Annotated in this window: 16 protein-coding genes; 12 read left to right on the top strand and 4 right to left on the bottom strand. The window is 61.3% G+C overall.

All coding sequences use genetic code 11. The annotated features are described in order from the left end of the window. The first annotated feature begins 96 nt into the window (after positions 1-96). Complete coding sequence (locus tag ACFO24_RS10480; protein WP_377738291.1) at positions 97-1,320, top strand: multidrug effflux MFS transporter; 1,224 nt, start codon at positions 97-99, stop codon at positions 1,318-1,320. 86 nt (positions 1,321-1,406) lie between these two features. Here ACFO24_RS10480 and ACFO24_RS10485 read toward each other — a convergent pair whose 3' ends face one another. Both ACFO24_RS10485 and ACFO24_RS10490 read right to left on the bottom strand, forming a co-directional pair. After that, a complete protein-coding gene (locus ACFO24_RS10485; RefSeq protein WP_377738292.1) occupies positions 1,407-2,012 on the bottom strand; it encodes an SCO family protein in 606 nt (201 codons plus the stop codon). 23 nt (positions 2,013-2,035) lie between these two features. After that, positions 2,036-2,890, bottom strand: a complete 855-nt coding sequence (locus ACFO24_RS10490) for a biotin synthase (RefSeq protein ID WP_377738293.1) — start codon at positions 2,888-2,890, stop codon at positions 2,036-2,038. Between the two features lie 41 nt (positions 2,891-2,931). Between ACFO24_RS10490 and ACFO24_RS10495 the strand changes: the two genes are divergently transcribed. Both ACFO24_RS10495 and ACFO24_RS10500 read left to right on the top strand, forming a co-directional pair. After that, entirely contained in the window at positions 2,932-3,648 is a 717-nt protein-coding gene (locus tag ACFO24_RS10495) for a ComF family protein (RefSeq protein WP_377738294.1), read from the top strand. A 43-nt stretch (positions 3,649-3,691) separates the two neighbouring features. Further along, on the top strand, positions 3,692-4,171 hold the full coding sequence (locus ACFO24_RS10500; protein ID WP_377738295.1) for a tRNA (cytidine(34)-2'-O)-methyltransferase: 480 nt from the start codon (positions 3,692-3,694) through the stop codon (positions 4,169-4,171). Positions 4,172-4,189: 18 nt separating this feature from the next. Here the strand turns inward: ACFO24_RS10500 and ACFO24_RS10505 are convergent, their stop codons facing one another. Further along, positions 4,190-4,825 carry a LysE family transporter gene (locus ACFO24_RS10505; protein WP_207575330.1) on the bottom strand — a complete coding sequence of 212 codons (636 nt, stop codon included), beginning with the start codon at positions 4,823-4,825 and terminating at the stop codon, positions 4,190-4,192. 149 nt (positions 4,826-4,974) lie between these two features. Between ACFO24_RS10505 and ACFO24_RS10510 the strand changes: the two genes are divergently transcribed. The 3 genes from ACFO24_RS10510 (at position 4,975) to ACFO24_RS10520 (ending at position 8,902) form a co-directional block, all read left to right on the top strand. Continuing rightward, positions 4,975-7,737, top strand: a complete 2,763-nt coding sequence (locus ACFO24_RS10510) for a cation-transporting P-type ATPase (RefSeq protein ID WP_377738385.1) — start codon at positions 4,975-4,977, stop codon at positions 7,735-7,737. Positions 7,738-7,801: 64 nt separating this feature from the next. Continuing rightward, positions 7,802-8,545, top strand: coding sequence for an AzlC family ABC transporter permease (locus ACFO24_RS10515; protein WP_377738296.1), 744 nt, complete (start codon positions 7,802-7,804; stop codon positions 8,543-8,545). 3 nt (positions 8,546-8,548) lie between these two features. Further along, entirely contained in the window at positions 8,549-8,902 is a 354-nt protein-coding gene (locus tag ACFO24_RS10520; protein ID WP_377738298.1) for a branched-chain amino acid transporter permease, read from the top strand. A 160-nt stretch (positions 8,903-9,062) separates the two neighbouring features. Here ACFO24_RS10520 and ACFO24_RS10525 read toward each other — a convergent pair whose 3' ends face one another. Further along, entirely contained in the window at positions 9,063-9,257 is a 195-nt protein-coding gene (locus ACFO24_RS10525) for a hypothetical protein (protein WP_377738299.1), read from the bottom strand. Between the two features lie 93 nt (positions 9,258-9,350). Here ACFO24_RS10525 and ACFO24_RS10530 point away from each other — a divergent pair, with 93 nt between their 5' ends. From ACFO24_RS10530 to ACFO24_RS10555, 6 genes are all read left to right on the top strand, one after another. Further along, positions 9,351-12,251, top strand: a complete 2,901-nt coding sequence (locus tag ACFO24_RS10530; RefSeq protein WP_377738300.1) for a class I SAM-dependent DNA methyltransferase — start codon at positions 9,351-9,353, stop codon at positions 12,249-12,251. A 96-nt stretch (positions 12,252-12,347) separates the two neighbouring features. Next, entirely contained in the window at positions 12,348-13,589 is a 1,242-nt protein-coding gene (locus ACFO24_RS10535) for an ATP-binding protein (protein WP_377738301.1), read from the top strand. 51 nt (positions 13,590-13,640) lie between these two features. Beyond that, entirely contained in the window at positions 13,641-14,078 is a 438-nt protein-coding gene (locus tag ACFO24_RS10540) for a DUF1841 family protein (protein WP_207575322.1), read from the top strand. 39 nt (positions 14,079-14,117) lie between these two features. Then, positions 14,118-14,960, top strand: a complete 843-nt coding sequence (locus tag ACFO24_RS10545; RefSeq protein ID WP_377738302.1) for an AAA family ATPase — start codon at positions 14,118-14,120, stop codon at positions 14,958-14,960. Between the two features lie 36 nt (positions 14,961-14,996). Next, complete coding sequence (locus ACFO24_RS10550) at positions 14,997-16,406, top strand: ATP-binding protein (protein ID WP_377738303.1); 1,410 nt, start codon at positions 14,997-14,999, stop codon at positions 16,404-16,406. A gap of 101 nt (positions 16,407-16,507) precedes the next feature. Next, positions 16,508-17,110: a GNAT family N-acetyltransferase gene (locus tag ACFO24_RS10555; RefSeq protein ID WP_377738304.1), complete on the top strand. Its 603-nt coding sequence runs from the start codon at positions 16,508-16,510 to the stop codon at positions 17,108-17,110. The last annotated feature ends 17 nt before the right edge of the window (positions 17,111-17,127 follow it).

Genomic DNA, 17,127 nt, shown 5'->3' on the forward strand with positions numbered 1-17,127 from the left:
GCCAGACCAGCACCAACCCAGGGAAAATACTGAGATCCACGCTTTTATTGCCGCAGGGCAATAATCAAGCGCTTTACTTGGTTCTTGACCCGTCTTATGCACCCCCACGCTGAAACCCTGTGGCGCGGCCCGCGCTGGACACTGGCTATTTTGCTGGCCGTGTTGGGCATGCTGGGGCCCTTCTCGATTGACACCTACCTGCCCGCGTTCTCGGGCATTGCCAGCTCGCTGAATGCTTCGCCCGTGCACATGCAGCAAACGCTGTCGGCGTATTTATTCGGCTTTGCTTTTATGAACTTGTTTCACGGGGCACTGGCCGACAGCTTTGGCCGCCGCCCCGTGATTTTGTGGGGCCTGATGGCTTTTACCTTGGCCAGCCTGGGCTGCGCACTGGCACAAAACGTCACCCAGCTGATCGTTTTTCGCGCCATGCAAGGCCTGTCGTGCGGAGCCGGGGTGGTCGTTTCACGGGCGATTGTGCGTGACATATTCCCCCCCACCCAGGCGCAAAAGGTGATGAGCCAAATCACCATCTTCTTTGGTCTGGCCCCGGCCATTGCACCGATCATGGGCGGCTGGCTATTCGTCAGCCTGGGTTGGCACAGTATTTTTTGGCTGCTCACCGCCATTGGTTTAGCGCTGTGGGCGGTGAATTTCAAAATGCTGCCCGAGTCACTGCACGCCAGCCAGCGCCAGCCATTCAGCATCCCCCACCTGATGCGCGGCTATTGGCAGCTGTGTACCGATCCGCGCTTTTTGCTCTTGGCCCTGGCCAGTGGCATACCGTTTAACGGCATGTTTTTGTACGTGCTCTCGGCCCCGGCATTTTTGGGGGAGTTGCTGCAACTGCAGCCCACCCAGTTCTTCTGGCTGTTTGTGCTGAACATCGGCGGCATCATGGGCGGGGCCTGGGCCAGTGGCCGCCTGGCCGGCAAGATGGTGCCCAAAAAGCAAGTGCGCCATGGCCTGCTGATCATGCTGGTGATTTCTCTGATCAACTTGACGGCCAACCTGCTCTTTCCCGCGCATGCGCTGTGGGCCATGCTGCCGATTGCGATTTATTCCTTTGGCTGGGCGCTGATGGTGCCGGTGGTGACCTTGCAGCTGCTGGACTTGTTCCCCGAGCGCCGGGGCATGGCTTCGTCGCTGCAGGCCGTGGTGGGCTCCACGGCCAATGGGCTGGTGGCTGGCTTGGTGGCCCCGCTGGTGATGCACTCGGCCATTGCCTTGGCCACCGCTTCACTGGGGTTGATGCTGGTGGGGCTGGTGTCGTGGATGGTGCTGCACCAGCGCTGGCCTGACATTGGCCGAGAAAATTAAAAACAATAGCTGCTTGCGCTTTAAATACAGGCGTTTAAACGATAAATAATCTTTTAAACAAGCCTTTTCAAGCGCAAAGTGCTTTTTTATTTATCGGCCAAGCCCAACAGCAGCTTGGCATCCGTGGCCAGGGCCTGCGCCCCTTGGCCGTAGCGGTGGTACACGCGCAGCTGGCCTTGGGTGTCGTACATGTACATGCCGGCAGAGTGGTCGATGGTGTAGCTGTTGGGGGTGCTGCCGGGCACTTTTTTATAAAACACCTTAAAGCTGCGGGCCACTTCGGCAATTTGGTCGGGGGTGCCGCTCAGCCCGACAAAGTCGGGGGAGAAGGCTTGGGTGTAGGCCTGCAACACTTCGGGCGTATCGCGCTCAGGGTCCACGGTGATGAAAACGCCTTTCAAGCGCTCACCCAGGGGGCCCAGCAGGGCTTTGGCTTCGACCAGCTCTTGCAGCGTGGTCGGGCAGACATCGGGGCACTGGGTATAGCCAAAAAACACCACCACAACGCTGCCGGCAAAGTCTTTGACCGAGCGCTGCTGCCCTTGGGCATCGAACAGCGCAAAGTCTTTGCCATGCTCGGCCCCGGTTAAATCCATGCCTTCAACCGGCAGGCTGCTTTGGCTATCGCAACCGAGCAAACTCAAACCGGCGATGGCGGCGGCGCTCAAGGCCCATTGGCGACGGTGCATCATTTTTTCTTTCACTCCCTCGCGCACTAACGCAGATCGGCGCGATTTTTTTTCCATTGGCGGGCGCTGCGTGGTGCCGCCTTGAAGGCATGACCATACACAATTTCAAAGCTGATTCCCAATTGCCCATCGGGCAGGCGCAAATGCTGGTCCACGGCGTGCAAAAGCCGATCGCGCCATTGTTGGCCCCGCAAGCCGGCAAAGCGCTGGGGGTGCAGATTGCGCCCCAGCTCGCGCAGCTCTTGCAGCAGGCGCTCGGGGGTGGCAAAGCTCAGGGTGATGGTTTCCATGTCCATCACCGGCTCGGCAAAGCCGGTTTGGATCAGCATATCGCCCCAGTCATGCATATCCGTAAAGCTGTGCCCTGCAGGGGGCCAGCCCAGGGTGGCGTACAGCTGGTGCAAGGTCTGCACCGTCTGCGGCCCCAGGCACGAGAACATGACAAAGCCATCCACCGCCACGGCCGCATGCCAGCGGCGCAGCAGCGCCAAAGGGTTGGCCTGCGTGTGCAGCAGCATATTGGCCCAAAGCATGTTGGCCCCCAACTCCGGCGGCATGGCCACCTGCAGCTTGCCCGCACGCCAGGGCTGCCACCAGGGGCTGGCCCAGCGGGCCTGGGCCGCTTGCTGGGCGGCGGCGGTCTCTTCCACCACATAGCACTGCGCTTGCGGGTAGCGCTGGGCGATTAAATCGTGGGTCTGCACCCCGCCGCGCAAGGCGTGCCAATGGCACCAGACGGCGGGCGGCGCAGCCATCCACTGCAGCCGCTCTTGCATGCGCCGCCCCACTTCTTCGTGCAGCCAGGGGGCCACAGGGGGGGCCGCCTGCTGCCAGCGTTGCGCGGCAATGGGGTCGATGGTGGGGGGAAGAAAGTCAGACATGGTCAGGGCAAGGCTCAAGCGCCGCGCAGTATATTGGCCCCATGCTTTCAAGCGCCGCCCTGTGGCTATCTGCCCGCCTGCCCCAACAATGCCTGGCCTGCCATACCTGGGCCCAAGGCGGGCCGCTGTGCGCGGCGTGTTGGGCCACGTTTGCGCCCCATGGCCCATCGGCCCCACCGCGCTGCACCGGCTGCGGCTTGGCCCTGCCCCAGGGGTACAGCGGCCCGCGCTGCGGTGCCTGCCTGCGCCAACCGCCGCCGTGGCAGGCGTGCCATGTGTGGGTGGATTACGCCTACCCCTGGGCCAATCTGCTCACGCGCTGGAAACTGCACCAGCAGCCCGCACTGGCCCGGCCCATTGCCCACTGGCTGGGCGCTGACCCGGCCATTGCCGCCGCCGTGGCCCAGGCCGATGTGCTGGTGCCCATCCCCCTGTCGCGCCAGCGGTTGCGCCAGCGCGGTTTTAACCAGGCGGCCCAACTCACCGCGTTGCTGGCCCCGGCCAAATCCCACCCCATGGCCTTGCAGCGCCAGCAAGAGGCCCCCAGCCAACGCGGCCTGACGCGGGTGCAGCGGCAGCGCAATTTGCGCCAAGCGTTTCACGTGCCCGCACCAGCAGCCGTGCAAGGCCAGCGCGTTTTGCTGGTCGATGATGTGCTGACCACCGGGGCCACCTTGCAGGCGGCGTGCCTGGCTTTGCAAGCAGCGGGCGTACAAGAAGTAGCGGTTGTGGCCGTGGCGCGCACGCCAAACAGTTGAGCCGGTGCCAAACCCGTAAAGAACAGGCGCACAATCGCCCCCCATGTTTCATATCGTGCTGGTTCACCCCGAAATTCCGCCCAATACGGGCAACATCATCCGCCTGGCGGCCAATACGGGCTGCCATCTGCATCTGATTGAGCCGCTGGGCTTTTCCATGGAAGACCGCCACATGCGCCGCGCTGGGCTGGATTACCACGAGTACGCCCGCGTGCGCCGCCATGCCGATTGGTCGGCATTTTTGGCCAGCGAGCAGCCCCATCCCCAGCGCATGTTTGCCCTGACCACGCACGGCAGCGGCAATGCTTTTGCGCTGCAGTTTCAGCCGGGCGATTGCTTCATCTTTGGGTGCGAAACCAAGGGCTTGCCGGTCGAGATTCGCGAGGGCTTTTTCCCACCGGCGCAGCGCCTGCGCCTGCCCATGTGCCCTGGGCAGCGCAGTTTGAATTTATCGAACGCGGTGGCCGTCACCGTCTTTGAAGCCTGGCGGCAAAACGGCTTTGGCGGAGCAAGCGGCCTTTAGCCGGTCTTTAACCGGTCTTTAACCGGGCTGGCGGCGCACAAAAAACAGCCCGGCCCCAATCAGCATCAGCAGGCCGCCAAACACCCGGTTCTGCCCACGCTGGGCGCTGGCGCTGCGCATCCAGCGGCGCAAGGCGCTGGCCCCCAGGGCGTAGCCGTGCATGCCCACCACATCCACGCCGATCATGGTGGCGGCCATCACCACCAATTGCACCCACAGCGGGTGGCTGTGGCTAATGAATTGCGGCAGCACGGCCACCATGAAGATGATGCCTTTGGGGTTGGTGGCATTGGTCAAAAATCCCATCAACACCCGCCGCTGCCAAGGCAGGTGCGCCTGGCCCTGCAGATGGGCCACATCCAGCGCATTGCCCGCGCTGCGCCACTGGCACCAGCCCAGATAAATTAAATAGCAGGCCCCGAGCACTTTGACTACGGTAAAAGCAAGTTCTGATGCGATAAGCACCGCACCAACACCGCCACCCGCTATCAATAAGATAAGAATCAAGCCCAGCTGCAGCCCAAAGATGGTTGCCGTCGTCTGGCGCACGCCATAGGCCAGGCCATGGCTCATGGACAGCACGGCCCCCGAACCGGGCGACAGGGTAATAAAAATACTGGCCATTAAAAAAGCCACCCAAGCATGAAACTCCATCGCACCCACCACCTTGTTGGAAAAGGCTGAATTTTAGGGCGGCCCCCAGGCAGATAATGGCCCGTCCGCTGCGCAAGGTGCCGAACAAAGTGATGGCTGCCGTCGCCATCGAATGCCCCACGCACATGCTCCACGCATCCCCCATCGCCATGAGTACGCTGCCACCCTCCGCCCCCCCTTCTCGCCCCACGGCCAACACCGGAACTGCCTGGCACAGCCTGGACAGCGCCACCGCTGTGCAGCGGCAAGGCAGCCACGCCACCCACGGACTCACTCCCGCTGAGGCCGCCCAGCGCCTGGCCACGCACGGCCCCAATCGCCTGGCGCAGCAGGGCAAACGCCCGGTGTGGCTGCGGTTGCTGCTGCAATTTCACAACGTCTTGATTTACGTGATGCTGGTGGCCGCCGTGGTCACCGCCGCGCTGGGGCACTGGCTGGACACGGGCGTGCTGCTGGGGGCGGTGCTCATCAATGCGCTGATTGGCTTTTTGCAAGAAGGCAAGGCCGAGTCCTCGCTCGATGCCATCCGGCGCATGCTGTCGCTGCAGGCCACGGTGCTGCGCGGCGGCGTGCGGGCGGTGGTGGATGCCCAAACCCTGGTGCCGGGCGATGTGGTGCTGCTGGCCTCGGGCGACAAGGTGCCCGCCGATCTGCGCATCCTGCACGCCAAGGGCCTGCGGGCCAATGAGGCGGTGCTGACCGGCGAATCCCTGCCCTGCGACAAGCACGCGGGCGCGGTGGCCGAGGATGCCCCCCTGGGCGACCGGCACGGCATGCTGTACTCGGGCACGCTGGTGGCCTCGGGCACGGCCACGGGGCTGGTCGTGGCCACGGGCAGCACCACGGAGCTGGGCCGCATCAGCGCCCTGCTGGCCACGGTGCAGTCCACCACCACGCCGCTGCTGCGCCAAATGGCCCGCTTTAGCCACTGGCTGGCGCTGGTCATCGTCGGCTTTGTTGTGCTCACCTTCGCCATTGGCGTGCTGTGGCGCGGCCAGCCCCTGGCCGAGATGTTCATGATGGCCGTGGCCCTGGCCGCCTCGGCCATCCCCGAGGGGCTGCCCGCCCTGATGACCATCACCCTGGCGCTGGGCGTGCGGCGCATGGCGCAGCACAAGGCCATCATTCGCCAGCTCTCGGCGGTGGAGACGCTGGGCTCGGTCACCGTCATCTGCTCGGACAAAACCGGCACCCTCACCTGCAACGAAATGACGGTGCAGCGCGTGGTCACGGCCAACCAGGTGTACGAAGTCAGCGGCAGCGGCTACCGCCCCGAAGGCGGGCTGCACCGCAGCGGCCACAGCGCAACACACAATGTGGCGCTGGACGACCACCCCGCCCTGCCCGGCATCGCCCGCGCCGCCTTGCTGTGCAACGATGCGGCGCTGCATGAAAGCGACGGCAGCTGGGTGCTGACCGGCGACCCTACCGAGGGCGCACTGCTCACCCTGGCCCTGAAAGCCGGGCTGGATGCGCCCGCCGAACACGCCCGCCTGCCCCGCACCGATGCGATTCCGTTTGAGTCCGCACACCGCTTCATGGCCACGCTGCACCACGAGCACACGGGCCAGGCCCTGGTGTTTGTCAAGGGTGCGCCCGAGTGCGTGCTGGACATGTGCCACGCCCAGCACGATCGGCACCACCCAGCCGCACCGCTGGACACCGACTACTGGCGCCGCGCCGCCAACGACTGCGCCGCCCGCGCCCTGCGCGTCCTGGCCATTGCCGTCAAAACCGTGCCTGCGCAGCAGCAAACGCTGCAGTTTTCTGACATGCAAGGCGGCTTCACCCTGCTTGGCCTGCTGGGCAGTATGGACCCACCCCGCCCCGAAGCCATGGCGGCCGTGGCCGAATGCCACGCAGCGGGCATTCGCGTGAAGATGATCACCGGCGACCACGGCGAAACCGCCCGCGCCATTGGTGCCCAGCTGGGCATTGGCCTGGGCAAACCGGCGCTGACAGGGGCCGAAATCGAACTGCTGGACGATGCCGCCTTGCGCCACGTGGTGACCGATGTCGATGTCTTTGCCCGCGCCAGCCCCGAGCACAAGCTGCGCCTGGTGCAAGCCCTGCAAGCCAACGGCGAAGTGGTCGCCATGACCGGCGACGGCGTAAACGATGCCCCGGCCCTGAAACGCGCCGACGTGGGCGTGGCCATGGGCAAAAACGGCACCGAAGCGGCCAAAGATGCCGCCGCCATGGTGCTGGCCGACGACAACTTCGCCACCCTGGGCCACGCCGTGCGCGAGGGCCGGGGCATTTACGACAACGTGCGCAAGTTCATCCTGTTCATGCTGCCCACCAACGGCGGCGAGTCGCTGATCGTCTTCAGCGCCATCGCCTTTGGCCTGGTGCTGCCGCTCACCCCGGCGCAGGTGCTGTGGATCAACCTGGTCACCTCCAGCACCCTGGGCGTGGCCCTGGCCTTTGAGCCGACCGAGGGCGATGTCATGCGCCGCCGCCCGCGCAACCCACGGCAATCGCTGCTGTCGGGCCTGTTCATCTGGCGTGTGGTGATGGTCTCGGTGCTCATGGCCTGCGCCGCGCTGGGCCTGTTTTTGTGGGAGCTGGGCCACGGCTCCAGCCTCGAAACCGCCCGCACCATGGCCGTCAGCACCGTGGTGCTGGCCGAAATGTTCTACCTCTACAACAGCCGCCACGTGCTGCACAGTGTGCTCACCCGCGAAGGCCTGCTGGGCAACCCCAAAATCCCTGCCACCATCGCCCTGTGCGCCGTGCTGCAACTGGCCTTTGTGTACACCCCTTGGCTGCAAGCGGTATTTGGCTCGACCAACCTCAGCGCCGCCGAATGGCTGCGCGTGGTGCTGGCTGGGGCCTCGGTATTTGCCATCGCCGAGCTAGAAAAAGCCATCCAGCGGTGGCGCATAGGGCGCTCTGCGCCAGCGGCATAAAAATGCTCCCAATACCCCCAGCCTGTTCTATTTTTTAAATTTGTACGTTTTGATTCGCTCCCGCATGTCCCGTTTTCTTCCCCCCCTTTCCTCCCCCACCCTCCAATCGGCCCAGCGCGGCCTGCGGCTGGCGGTTCACCGCACCGGCCCAGTGTGGTTGGGCATGTTTGCGCTGGGGCTGGGCCTGGGGGTGCTGGTCACCAGCAACGGCTTGCCGTGGTGGCTGGCACCGATTCTTTCAGGGGCGGTGTATGCCGGGTCGGTGGAGTTTTTGCTGGTGGGCATGATCACCACCGCAGCCCCGCTGTCGGCCATTGCCTTGACCACGCTGCTGGTGAACGCGCGGCATATTTTTTACGGACTCTCATTTCCACTGCAACGAGTACGCAGCGGGTGGCGCAAGCTGTACAGCATGTACGCGCTGACGGATGAGGCCTACGTGCTGATTGCCAACCTGCCCACATCGGCGCAGACCAGCCGCCAGATTGTGTGGATTCAAGCGGGGCTGAACCTGTCGTGGGTATCGGGCTCGGTTGCCGGGGCCTGGGCTGGGGCAACGTGGCTGCAGGATGTGGCCGGGCTGGATTTTGTTTTAACCGCCTTGTTCATCGTGCTGGCCATAGATGCCTACCGCACCCGGCCCGATAAAACCATTGCCCTGGCCGCCCTGGGGGCCGGTGGCACCGCCGCTGTGCTGGCCGGTGATGCCATGCTGCTGGTGGCAATGGGGGCTTTTCTTATCTTTTGCCTAGCACGCCACGCATTAAAACAAAGGATATTCAATAAAAATAACGATAAAAAGGCTTAAAACATGGCGCTGAATGCTCCTTATATTGCACTGGCCATTGGCTGTGCCGCCGTCATCACCTTTGCCCTGCGGGCGCTGCCTTTTGCCATTCGCGAGGCCATCAAGGATTCGCCCCTGCTGGCCCACCTCAACGCCTGGATGCCGCTGGGCGTGACCGCCATCCTGGTGGTCTATTGCCTGCGCATGATTGACCTGCACGACACCTCCCTGGCCAGCGCCAAACTGGCGGGCATCGCCGCCACGGTGGCCGTGCATTTGTGGCGGGGCAATCTGTTCCTTAGAACGTGTTCACGATCTCCTCATGGGTGTGTGGGCGCGGCTTCGGGCGGTCTGCGTCGTTGCAAATCCTCGCAATAGCCAAGCTATTGCTGTGGTTTGCGCCTCGCAACCCATCCCGAACCGCATCCCCCACACCTTCATTCGAGACCATGAACACGTTCTTAGCCTGTTTGTCGGCACCGGGGTGTGCGTGGTGCTGGCCAACGGGTGGTTGGCCCGTTTTTTATAAACACTGCGCTTAGCTGGCGCGGCACGCCGCCATGGCATCCAGCGGGCGCTGGTAGTGCGGGCCGACGCCGCGCACCTGGGCAACGGGCTGGGCCTGTCCATCGTGGGCAGCATTGCCCGCCAGCATGGAGCCATGCTTCACCCTGACCAGCCCGGTGCCCGGGCGCAGCAGCGGCTTGCAGGCCATGTTGGTGTTTGCGGGCACCGATCAAGCTGATCGCACTGACCCAGCCGACTAAGGCAAAGCGCGCCCCAGCCTTTTGGCTACATTAGCCGTTTTGTCTTTGCTTGCTGCCCCATGCCCCTGTCTTGGAACGAAATCAAATCCCGCGCCCTGGCCTTTTCCCGCACTTGGGCCGATGCCGCCAATGAAGATGCGCAGGCCAAACCCTTTTGGATCGACTTTTTTGAAATCTTCGGCATCACCAACAAGCGCGTGGCCAGCTTCGAGCACAACGTGAAGAAGCACGGCGGCGGCCAAGGCTTTGTCGATTTGTTCTGGCCCGGCATGTTGCTGGTCGAGCAAAAGTCGCGCGGCAAAAACCTTGATGCGGCGTTTGACCAGGCCCTGGGCTACTTCCCCGGCATTGCCGAGCGCGACTTGCCCCAGCTCATCGTTGTGTGCGACTTTGCCCGCTTTCGCGTACACGACCTGGCCAGTGGGCAGGTCACCGAATTTGCCCTGGCCGACCTGCACCAGCACGTGCGCCTGTTTGGCTTTATCGCCGGGTACAAGGTGCAAACCATCCAGGCGCAAGACCCGGTAAACATTCGTGCTGCCGAGCGCATGGGCCGCCTGCACGATGCCCTGCACGCCAGCGGCTACGACGGCCACCCGCTGCAAGTGCTGCTAGTGCGCCTGCTGTTTTGCTTGTTTGCGGACGACACCGGCATCTTCCAGCCCGCGCAAGCGCTGCGCCAATTCATTGAAGAGCGCACCAGCGAAGACGGCAGCGACCTGGGCCCGCGCCTGGCCCAGCTGTTTCAAGTGCTCAACACCCCCGAGGACAAACGCAGCAAAAACCTCGATGAGCAACTGGCCGCCTTTCCCTACATCAACGGCAAGCTGTTTGAAGAGCCCCTGCCCCTGGCCGACTTCAACGCCACCATGCGCACCGCCCTGCTCGATGCCTGTGCGCTGGACTGGTCGGCAATTTCGCCCGCCATCTTCGGCAGCCTGTTCCAAAGCATCATGGACGAGAAGGCCCGGCGCAATCTGGGGGCGCATTACACCAGTGAGGAAAACATCCTCAAGCTCATCCGCCCGCTGTTTCTGGATGCGCTGTGGGCCGAGTTTCACAAAGTCAAAAACAACAAAAACCGCCTGTTCGACTTTCATAAAAAGCTGCGCCACCTGACGTTTTTTGACCCAGCCTGCGGCTGTGGCAACTTCCTGGTGATGAGCTACCGCGAACTGCGCCTGCTGGAGCTGGAGGTGCTGCGGGCCAGCCACAAACTTTCAGGGCAAGGCGGCCAGCAAGCGCTGGATGTCCACCAGCTCATCAGCCTGAACGTCGATCAGTTTTACGGCATCGAGATTGAAGAGTTCCCGGCGCAAATCGCCCAGGTGGCCCTGTGGCTGGTCGATCACCAGATGAACTTGCGTGTGAGCGAAGAGTTTGGCCTGTACTTTGCCCGCATTCCCTTGAAAAACAGCCCGCACATCGTCCACAGCAATGCGCTGACGCTGGATTGGGAGGAGGTGCTGCCCGCCCAGCGCTGCAGCTATGTGCTGGGCAATCCGCCGTTCCTGGGCAAAAAAGAACAAAGCGCTGCACAAAAAGCCGATTTCGAGTGCGTCATGGGCCACATCAAAGGCTTTGGCGTGTTGGATTTTGTCGCAGCCTGGTATGTGAAAGCTACGCGCTATATGCAGGGGGCCGGGGCATGGCAGGCACAGGCCGGGCCTCATACGGTGCCTGCGGCCCCCAAATCGGCCCAACCTGTGCCTGCCACGCCCCTGCGGGTGGCGTTTGTCTCGACCAACAGCATTACCCAGGGGGAGCAAGTGGGCGTGCTGTGGGGCTGGATGCTGGCGCAAGGTGTCCATATTCACTTTGCCCACCGCACGTTTTCATGGACAAACGAGGCCAAGGGCAAGGCCGCTGTGCATTGCGTGATTGTGGGTTTTGGCCTGCAGGACGTGGCGGAAAAGACGATTTTTGAATATGCGGATATCAAGGGCGAGGCGCTGGCGGTGCCCGTCAGCAACATCAACCCCTATTTGGTGGACGCGCCAGATTTGGTGCTTGAAAAGCGGAATCAGCCTATCTGCCTTGTTCCCACGATCAGCTATGGAAGCATGGCCAATGATGATGGGCATTTACTTCTAGATAAAGAACAACGAAACGCTCTCATCGCAGCCGAGCCAGCCACTGCTCCTTACATTCGTCGTTACATGGGAGCACAAGAGTTTCTCAATAACGCTGAACGATGGTGTCTGTGGCTGAAAGACATCTCTCCATCACTCATGCGTTCATCAAACGAATTACGCCATCGAATAGAGGCTGTTAGAAAATTCCGCGCAAGCAGTAATCGGGAAGCTACGCGGAACTTGGCTGCGACTCCTTCATTGTTTGGGGAAGATCGACAGCCTTTGAAAAGCTACCTATTACTCCCGAAAGTATCTTCAGAAAACCGACCCTATATGCCCATCGGTTTCATGCCGTCCGAGGTCATTGCCAACGGTAGTGCATTGACCATTAGCGATAGCGGGCATTACGAAATGGGGGTTTTGCAATCCAAGATGCACATGGCCTGGATGCGTGCTGTTGCTGGACGAATGAAAAGTGATTACCAATACTCTGCACAAATTGTTTACAACAACTTCCCCTGGCCCGATCTCCCGGAAAAATTAGAGCCAAATCAGCCTCAAACGCCCACCCATAAAGCGCAAACAGCTATAGAAAAAGCCGCGCAAGCCGTGCTCGATGCCCGCGCCCAGTTCCCCGGCAGCAGCTTGGCCGACCTGTACGACCCGCTGACCATGCCGCCCGCGCTGCTCAAGGCACACCAAAAGCTCGACGCGGCAGTCGATGCCGCGTATGCCCTGGTAGGTGGCAAAAAAACCTGGAAAAACGATGCCGAGCGCGTGGCGTTTTTGTTTGAGCGCTACCAGCACTTGACCAGCTTGCTGCCTGCGGTGAAGGGCAAAGGTAAAGAGAAGACCAAAGGGAAGGCGGGCAGAAAGCAGGCCTAAATTCTGCGGAATTTACGTTGATCAATTCCGAGATTTACGGAACTACATTCCGAGATTTACGGCGCTAAATTCCGAGATTTACGATACCATTTCTGCATGAACATGGCATCCCTTTTCCCCCGCCGGATCGAACCGCGCATTGCTGAAGCACTGCTGGACACGCCCGTGGTGTTGCTGGCTGGCCCGCGCCAAGCGGGCAAGACAACGCTGGTGCGGCAAATTGCAGAACAACAAGGATTGCGCTACCTGACCATGGACGATGGGCTGACATTGCTGTCGGCACGGGAGGACCCGGTCGGGATGGTGCGCAGCCTAGATCGCGCCGTGCTGGATGAAATCCAACGTGCGCCTGAGCTGCTGCTGGCCATTAAAAAGAGTGTGGACGAAGACCGCCGCCCTGGCCGCTTTCTGCTGACCGGTTCCGCCAATTTGATGGCGCTGCCCACGGTGGCCGACTCACTGGCGGGGCGGATGGAAACGCTGTCGTTGCTGCCTCTGGCGCAGAGCGAAATCGAAGCGCATGCGGCGAACTGGATCGATAGCGCCTTCGCAGGTCGAATACTGAAGGTGGATCAGCCCGCACTGGGCAATGATCTGGTCGAACGTGTGCTGCGGGGCGGCTACCCCGAAGCCATTGCGCGCCCCTCGGCCAGGCGGCGTATCGCGTGGGCGCGGCAGTACATCGACGCAATCATTCAACGGGATGTGCGGGAGGTGGCGGGCATCGAGAAGCTCGATCAGTTGCCGCGATTTCTGCGCGCCTTGGCGCAGACAGCAGGCCAGATGTGCAATTACACCCAGCTTGGCGGTCAGGTCGGCCTGGATGGTAAGACCGCTGCACGCTACGTTGGCGTATTCGAGCAGATGTACCTGCTCAAGCGGATCGATGTCTGGGCACGCAACCGCCTGAACCGCGTGGTGAAGACATCCAAATTGCAGTTCATCGACTCCGGTCTGTTGGCGGCGCTGCTGGATGTGAACATGGAAGAAGTGCAGCAAGACCGCACGCGGTTTGGCAACGTGCTGGAGACGTTTGTCTTTGGTGAGCTGCTCAAGCACACGACCACAGCGGATGGCGACTACCGCCTGATGTACTACCGGGACGCGGACAAGTTCGAGGTCGATGTCGTGCTCGAGAATGCAGCCGGGCAACTGGTCGGTGTGGAGGTGAAAGCGGCAGCCTCCGTCAGAGAGGGCGATCTTCGCGGACTGAAGAAGCTGGCCAGCCTGGCGGGCAGCCAATTAAAAATGGGCGTGCTGCTGTATGACGGCACCGAGACGATGCCCCTGGGGAACGGAATCTGGGCAGCGCCACTGTCGAGTTTGTGGGGCACGTAGAAGCAGCTCCTTGGCCCGGTCAGGATGCTTTGCATGCTACGCTGACGAACTATGTTCCAACCTTCCCAAGCCGATGTGCGCCGCTTCTTCTGCGGCGTGCGCTCCAAAATGCTCACCCAGGCCCCGATGGAAGCCATCGAAACGCTGGCCAGCCTGTGGATTGAAGAGCACCCCGAATACTTTGCCGATCTGGCCGATGCCGAGGCGGCGATTGCCCGCAACTACGACCTCACGCCCGAGCGCACCAATCCGTTTTTGCACCTGTCCATGCACCTGTCCATCAGCGAGCAGTGCAGCATCGACCAGCCGCGCGGTATTCGCCAGGCGGTGGAGCTGCTTTCCAAGCGGCTCGATGGTGGCCTGCACGATGCCCACCACGCAGCGATGGAGTGCCTGGGCCAGATGCTGGCCGACAGCCAGCGCAGCGGCCTGCCGCCCGATGGCGCGACCTATGTCGCTGCCGTGCAACGCCGCGCCACGCGAGATTGAGACGATTGCGTTTTTTCACCTTTCTTGACTTTTTGCACTATGAAATTCCAAGGTTCTGAGAATTACGTCGCCACCCCCGATCTGATGCTGGCCGTCAATGCCGCCATCCAGTTGCAGCGCCCCTTGCTGGTCAAGGGCGAACCGGGCACCGGCAAAACCATGCTGGCCGAAGAGGCCGCCCAGGCGCTGGGCCTGCCACTCTTGCAGTGGCACATCAAATCCACCACCAAGGCCCAGCAGGGGCTGTACGAATACGACGCGGTAAACCGCCTGCGCGACAGCCAACTGGGCGATGCCCGCGCCCAGGAGATCGAGAACTACATCGTGCAAGGCGTGCTGTGGCAGGCGTTCACCTCCGAGCAGCCGGTGGCGCTGCTCATCGACGAAATCGACAAGGCGGACATCGAGTTTCCCAACGACCTGCTGCGCGAGCTGGATCGCATGGAGTTTTATTGCTACGAAACGCGCCAGCTCATCCGCGCCAAGCACCGGCCGCTGGTGTTCATCACCTCGAACAATGAAAAAGAATTACCGGATGCGTTTTTGCGCCGCTGCTTTTTCCACTACATCAAGTTCCCCGAGGCGGACACCATGCGCCAGATCGTGGATGTGCACTTTCCTGGCCTCAAGGGCGAACTGCTCAGCGCCGCGATGCAAGTGTTCTACGAAATCCGCAAGCTGCCGGGGCTGAAGAAAAAGCCCTCGACCAGCGAGCTGATCGACTGGCTCAAACTGCTGCTGGCCGAAGAAATCCCGGCCGAGGCACTGCACAGCGGCGACAACAAAATCAGCGTGCCGCCGCTGGTGGGGGCGCTGCTCAAGAACGAGCAGGATATTTCGCTGTTTGAAAAACTGGTGTTCATGAACCAGCGCAACCGCTAATGCAGTGATGGATGCCTTTCTCAAGAAACGCCGTCTATGAGCATCACCGCCGATCAGATTGATCTTTGGCGCAGCAGCGCATCAGAAACCCAAAATTTGGAATTCAAGGAAGCCAAGCAGCAATACGACACGACAAAACTGTGCCGTTATTGCGTAGCCATCGCCAATGAAGGCGGTGGGCACTTGGTGTTGGGTGTTGCCGACAAGCTGCCGCGCCCTGTTGTGGGCAGTGCCGCTTTTGCAGATACGCAGGATACGGCTGAAAAGCTGTTCCAGCGGCTGGGCTTTCGTGTGGATGTCGAAGCAGTCGCACACCCTGATGGGCGAGTAGTGGTTTGCATCATCCCAGGGCGACCCAAAGGAACGGCTTACCACTACGACGGTGCCTATCTGATGCGTTCCGGTGAAGAACTGGTGCCAATGAGCGAAGACCAGCTGCGCCGCATTTTTGCCGAAGGACAGCCCGATTGGCTGGAGTTTGCGGCACTCCAAGATGTGTCAGCGCAAGACGTGGTGCAGTTGCTGGACACGCAAGCCTTTTTTGACCTGCTGCATCTTCCCTATCCCACCGATCAGGCAGGCGTGCTCTCCCGGTTGCTGGATGAACGCCTGATCACGCGCAGCGCAACGGGCTTTCACATCTTGAATATCGGTGCGATCTTGCTGGCCAAGAATCTGCGCAGTTTTCCCCGCATTGGCCGCAAAGCAGCGCGGGTGATCGTTTATGCGGGCGAGTCCAAGCTGCAGACGCTTTCTGATCTGACGGGCGAAAAGGGCTATGCCGTGGGCTTTACGGGCCTGGTGCAGTACGTCATGGGCAAGCTGCCGCAAAACGAGGTGATCGAAGGCGCGATTCGCAAGGAGATCAAACTGGTGCCCGAGGTGGTGATTCGCGAGCTGCTGGCCAACGCGCTGATCCATCAGGACTTCGAGATGGGAGGCGTATCGCCGACCGTCGAAGTGTTCAGCAATCGTGTGGAAATTTCTAACCCGGGTGAGCCCATCGTTCCGGTAGAGCGGTTTATTGATGGCTATCAGTCCCGCAACGAACGCCTTGCCGATTTGATGCGTCGGTTCGGAATCTGCGAGGAAAAAAGCAGTGGCATTGATCGGGTGATTGAGTCCGCCGAACTGATGCAGTTACCAGCGCCGGAGTTTTTGACTGGGCACAAGCGCACGACCGTGGTCATTTATGGGCCACGGGCGTTTCGGGAGATGAACGGAAGCGACCGCGTACGGGCTTGTTACCAGCACTGCGTGCTGCAGTACGTGCTGCGCAAGCAGATGACCAACCAATCGCTGCGCGAGCGCTTCGGCCTGTCCGAGGGCAGCAGCAACACCGTATCGCAGATCATCACCGCAACCATGGAGCAGAGGCTGGTCAAAAACGACCCCAATGCGCCAGATTCCCGGCGCTATGCAAGGTACATCCCGATATGGGCCTAAACCATTTCAGTGCAAACTAAAGTGAATCCAATAAATTTCAACAAGTTATTGATTTAAATGATTTATTTTATTTCATCGCAAACCAAACAAGGGGATTTGCTATGGCTTTTGTGCAGCCTGTCGTCCTGAGCCGCCATGGCGTACGCCTGGAGCCGTTGGCGTTGGAACATGAGGACGGCCTGCGTGCCGCCGCCGCTGATGGGCAGCTGTGGAAGCTGCGCGTGACCAGCGTGCCCGAGCCCGAGAACACCCGCGCCTATATCGAGACGGCGCTGCACATGCGCCAAGAGGGCAGCCGCTTTGCCTTTGCCGTCATCGACGAGGCAAAGGGCCGCGTGCTGGGCACCAGCAGCTACCACGACATTTTGTCCGCCGTGCGCCGCGTGGAAATCGGCTACACCTGGTACGCCCGCAGCGTGCAGCGCAGCCACGTCAATACCACCTGCAAGCTGTTGCTGCTGGCGCATGCTTTCGAGGCGCTGGGCTGCAACGTGGTGGGCTGGCGCACGGACAATTTCAACCACGCCAGCCAGCGGGCGATTGAACGCCTGGGGGCCAAAAAAGACGGTGTCATTCGCGGCCACGCGCTGCGCCGCGATGGCACGATTCGCGATACGGTGATGTACAGCCTGCACCAGGGCGAATGGCCCGAAGTGCGTGCCCATTTGCTTCATCTTTTAGAGCTGCATCCGCTTGCTACATAAGCGCTAAAGGCTTATTT

Source organism: Comamonas denitrificans (genome assembly GCF_042654745.1).
GTDB classification, from domain to species: Bacteria; Pseudomonadota; Gammaproteobacteria; order Burkholderiales; family Burkholderiaceae_C; genus Comamonas; species Comamonas denitrificans.